This is a genomic window from Paraburkholderia suaedae (genome assembly GCF_040812055.1).
Lineage (GTDB): Bacteria > Pseudomonadota > Gammaproteobacteria > Burkholderiales > Burkholderiaceae > Paraburkholderia.
In genome coordinates this window covers 1-3,695 of record NZ_JBFOAH010000081.1, presented here as the reverse complement: position 1 = coordinate 3,695, position 3,695 = coordinate 1, and the positions used below count along the sequence as shown (strand labels likewise).

The 3,695-nt window shown below is 65.5% G+C and carries 5 protein-coding genes; all 5 read right to left on the bottom strand.

Annotated features, from left to right (window positions below; all coding sequences use genetic code 11):
- Positions 1-255: oxidoreductase (locus ABQJ48_RS37480; RefSeq protein ID WP_473094251.1), on the bottom strand; the 255-nt coding region annotated here is incomplete at its 3' end.
- A gap of 63 nt (positions 256-318) precedes the next feature.
- Positions 319-852 (bottom strand): DUF5943 domain-containing protein, encoded by a 534-nt coding sequence (locus tag ABQJ48_RS37475; RefSeq protein ID WP_367842891.1) that lies wholly within the window; start codon positions 850-852, stop codon positions 319-321.
- A gap of 65 nt (positions 853-917) precedes the next feature.
- On the bottom strand, positions 918-1,889 hold the full coding sequence (locus ABQJ48_RS37470; protein WP_367842890.1) for a dipeptidase: 972 nt from the start codon (positions 1,887-1,889) through the stop codon (positions 918-920).
- An 18-nt stretch (positions 1,890-1,907) separates the two neighbouring features.
- Positions 1,908-3,182, bottom strand: coding sequence for a serine hydroxymethyltransferase (locus ABQJ48_RS37465; RefSeq protein WP_367842889.1), 1,275 nt, complete (start codon positions 3,180-3,182; stop codon positions 1,908-1,910).
- 113 nt (positions 3,183-3,295) lie between these two features.
- Positions 3,296-3,583, bottom strand: a complete 288-nt coding sequence (locus tag ABQJ48_RS37460) for a hypothetical protein (protein WP_367842888.1) — start codon at positions 3,581-3,583, stop codon at positions 3,296-3,298.
- Positions 3,584-3,695 lie beyond the last annotated feature (112 nt).

Sequence of the window (3,695 nt, the reverse complement as noted above, 5' to 3'; positions counted from 1 at the left end):
GTCGATGATCCGGTCGGTCGACAGGTTCACCGACTTCCACCAGCCTTGCGGACTGTCGATCGACACCGGGCTCGAACCGCCGCACACGGCAAGCCCGACGCCGCCCTTGGCCTTTTCCTCGTAATAGCGGATATAACGGTCGCCGGGCAGGCCGCCCGGCTCCGCATACACCTCCGCATGCGCGGTGCTGACGATGCGGTTGCGCAGGGTCAGCCGGTTCAGCGTGAGGGGTTTGAAAAGGTTCGGGTAACGCATTGCGATCGACCTCGGAATGGATAAGCTTGTTGCGCGCTGCGGTGTCGCCCGCCGACCCCTTCGTCAGGACGCGAGCGGCGACACTTCGAACACGCACTCGTCGTGCCCCTCGCCCGCGCACTGCACTTCCTGCGACTGGGCGCGCGGCGCGCCCCGGCCTTCGGGCGTGGTGTCGTTGACCCAGTCCATCGCGCCCGCGAACCAGCCGGCGAACATGTAGCAGAGCTTGCCTTCCCGGCCCGGCTGCGCGAGCACGAACGACGAGTGGCGCAGTTCGATCTTCGCGCGCGCGGTGGCGGGGTCGGCCTCGCGGATCGCGAACAGCCCCCAGCCGCGCTGCGACCGACGCTTCAGGTAGTGCTCGAACACGGCCATCCCGGTGAGCGCATGCAGCTTCGCTTCCTTCTCGCACCAGTGATACGCGGACCTGTAGCCGGCCTTGTAGAGGATCTGCGCATACGCGTCGCGGCCGAGCGCTTCTTCCACCGCGGTGTGATTGTTCGTGAAGAAGTGGCGCGGCACGTACAGCATCGGCAGCGCGTCGGTGGTCCACACGCCGGTATTCGCGTCGACGTCGATGGGCAGTTGGGGTTGCATGGTGTGACTCCGGCTTCAGCTTTATGTAGGCGAACAGATTTGTATGCGAACAGCTTCGTGAACGTTCAGACTTTCCAGACTTCGCCGAACACGCGCACCCAGTTCTCGCCCATGATCTTGCGGATGCGCGTGTCGCTCCAGCCGGCGCGCTGCATCGCCGCCGTCAGGTTCGGAAACTCGCCGATCGTGCGGATGCCTTCGGGATTGACCACCTTGCCGAAGTTGGTCAGCTGGCGGTAACGGCCCTTGTCGTGCGTGATCCAGTCGAAGAACTCGGTGCTGTAGCCTTGCGTGAAGTCCGTGCCGATGCCCACCTGGTCTTCGCCGATCAGATCGACCACGTAGCCGATCGCTTCGATATAGTCGTCCACGGTCGCCTCGGCGCCGCGCCGCAGAAACGGCGCGAACATCGTCACGCCGACAAAGCCGCCCGCCTCGGCAATCTCCCTGAGCTGCGCGTCGCTCTTGTTGCGCGGATGCTCCTTGAGCCCCGACGGGCAGCAATGCGAGTAGCACACGGGCTTCTTCGACGCGGCGATCGCCTCGGACGAGGTCTTGCCGCCCACGTGCGACAGATCGACCATGATGCCCACGCGGTTCATCTCCTGGATCACTTCGCGGCCATAGTCCGACAGGCCGCCGTCGCGCTCGTAGCAGCCGGTGCCCACCAGGTTCTGCGTGTTGTAGCAAAGCTGCACCACGTTCACGCCGAGATCCTTGAACGCCTCGATATAGCCCAGGTTGTCCTCGAACGCATGCGCGTTCTGAAAGCCGAAGATGATCCCGGTTTTGTTCTCCTTCTTCGCGCGCAGGATGTCGTCGGTGGTGCGCACGAGCGTCAGGATCTCGCCGTATTCGCGGATCTGCTGCTTCATCTGCGCGATGTTGTCGACCGTCTTCTGGAAGCTCTCCCAGACCGAGACCGTGCAGTTCACCGCGGTCACGCCGCCCTTGCGCATGTCCTCGAACACCGAGCGCTCGAACTTCGAAATGTTCAGACCGTCGATGATGATGCTGCTGTCGTGCAAAGTGCTCATCGTGTGCTCCAGGCGGATTCAGTAAATGGGGAAGCGCTCGCACAGCGCGAAGATCTCGCGGCGCACGCGCTGTTCGGTGGCGGCGTCGCCCTGCGGATGATCGCGCAGCGCATCGAGCACCTCGACGATCAGCCGCCCGATCTCGCGGAACTCGCCCGCGCCGAAGCCGCGCGTGGTGCCCGCGGGCGTGCCCAGGCGGATGCCCGAGGTGACCGTGGGCTTCTCCGTGTCGAACGGAATGCCGTTCTTGTTGCACGTGATGCCCGCGCGCTCGAGCGCCTGCTCGACCTGGTTGCCCTTCAGACCCTTGGGCCGCAGATCGACCAGCAGCAGATGGTTGTCGGTGCCGCCCGTCACCAGATCGACGCCGCCCGCCTTGAGCACCTCGCCCAGCGCCTGCGCATTGGCGAGCACCTGGTCGATGTAGGTCCTGAAGCCCGGCTGCAGCGCCTCGCCGAACGCCACCGCCTTGGCCGCGATCACGTGCATCAGCGGGCCGCCCTGCAGCCCGGGGAACACCGCCGAGTTGATCTTCTTCGCGATGTCCTCGTCGTTGGTCAGCACGAAGCCGCCGCGCGGGCCGCGCAGGGTCTTGTGGGTGGTCGAAGTGACCACGTGCGCATGCCCGACCGGATTTGCATGACGCCCCGCCGCGATCACTCCGGCAATGTGCGCCATGTCCACCATCAGCTTCGCGCCCACGCTGTCGGCAATCGCGCGCAGCCGTGCGAAGTCCAGGGCGCGCGGATAGGCCGAGAAGCCGGCGATCAGCAGCGTGGGGCGGTGCTGGTGCGCGAGCGCCTCGATCTGCTCGTAGTCGATCAGCAGCGACTCGCGCTTCACGCCGTACTGCACCGCGTTGAACCACTTGCCCGACAGGGCCGGCTTCGCGCCGTGCGTGAGGTGGCCGCCCGCGTCGAGCGACATGCCCAGCACCGTGTCGCCGGGCTTCGCCAGCGCGAGCATCACCGCGCCGTTGGCCTGCGCGCCCGAGTGCGGCTGCACGTTGGCGAACTTCGCATCGAACAGCTGCCGCAGGCGATCGAGCGCGAGCGTCTCGATCGCGTCCGCGTATTCGCAACCGCCGTAGTAACGCTTGCCCGGATAGCCCTCCGCGTACTTGTTGGTCAGCACCGAGCCCTGCGCTTCGAGCACCGCGCGCGACACGATGTTTTCCGAGGCGATCAGCTCGACCTGCGACTGCTGGCGTTCGAGCTCTTTCAGGATGGCGCCGCGCACCGCCGCATCGCGTGTGGCGAGCGGCGCTTCGAAGAAAGGATCCGGGTTCGACATGGAAGGTCCGTGAGAGGGTTGATGCAAGGCCTGGCGCGGCGCCTGCACGTTTGCTGCCGCCGCTCTGTATGGCTTCTATTCTTGACGTTCGCCCTGCGCGTCAATTTATGAATTCAGACGTGTTCTTTGCCTTTTCCGCCATAGGCGTCCTTTTTCGACAAGTCGGCCCTGGAAAAGCCGCGGCGGGGATCTCTGGCGCCCGCTGCCTGACCCGGCGTGCGGCCCGGTACGGCCAGGGAAAGACTCAGGGACACCCGGTCTTTCGCCGCCCCGTGTGGGCTGCCCTGCACCCGCAGCGCCGGGCGCGCTTCAGGTGCGCGGCAGCCCGTTCCTCGCGCCGTGCCGGTGCCCTTCGGGTGCCTTTCCAGTGCTTTTCGAAGTGCTTTTGCGGTGCCGTTCATCGCGCGAGCCGGCACGGATGACGGGCAACCGAGGGTTTAGCCTGATGGCATGCTAGTTGCACTACTGCCCAGAATCGCGGTAGTTGCCGCTTCCCCACGGCGAGACGCCGTT

Excerpts from the sequence above, each read along its gene's own strand:
- ABQJ48_RS37475 (WP_367842891.1), bottom strand. The coding sequence starts at position 852 with ATGCAACCCCAACTGCCCATCGACGTCGACGCGAATACCGGCGTGTGG.
- ABQJ48_RS37470 (WP_367842890.1), bottom strand. The coding sequence starts at position 1,889 with ATGAGCACTTTGCACGACAGCAGCATCATCATCGACGGTCTGAACATT.
- ABQJ48_RS37465 (WP_367842889.1), bottom strand. The coding sequence starts at position 3,182 with ATGTCGAACCCGGATCCTTTCTTCGAAGCGCCGCTCGCCACACGCGAT.
- ABQJ48_RS37460 (WP_367842888.1), bottom strand. The coding sequence starts at position 3,583 with ATGAACGGCACCGCAAAAGCACTTCGAAAAGCACTGGAAAGGCACCCG.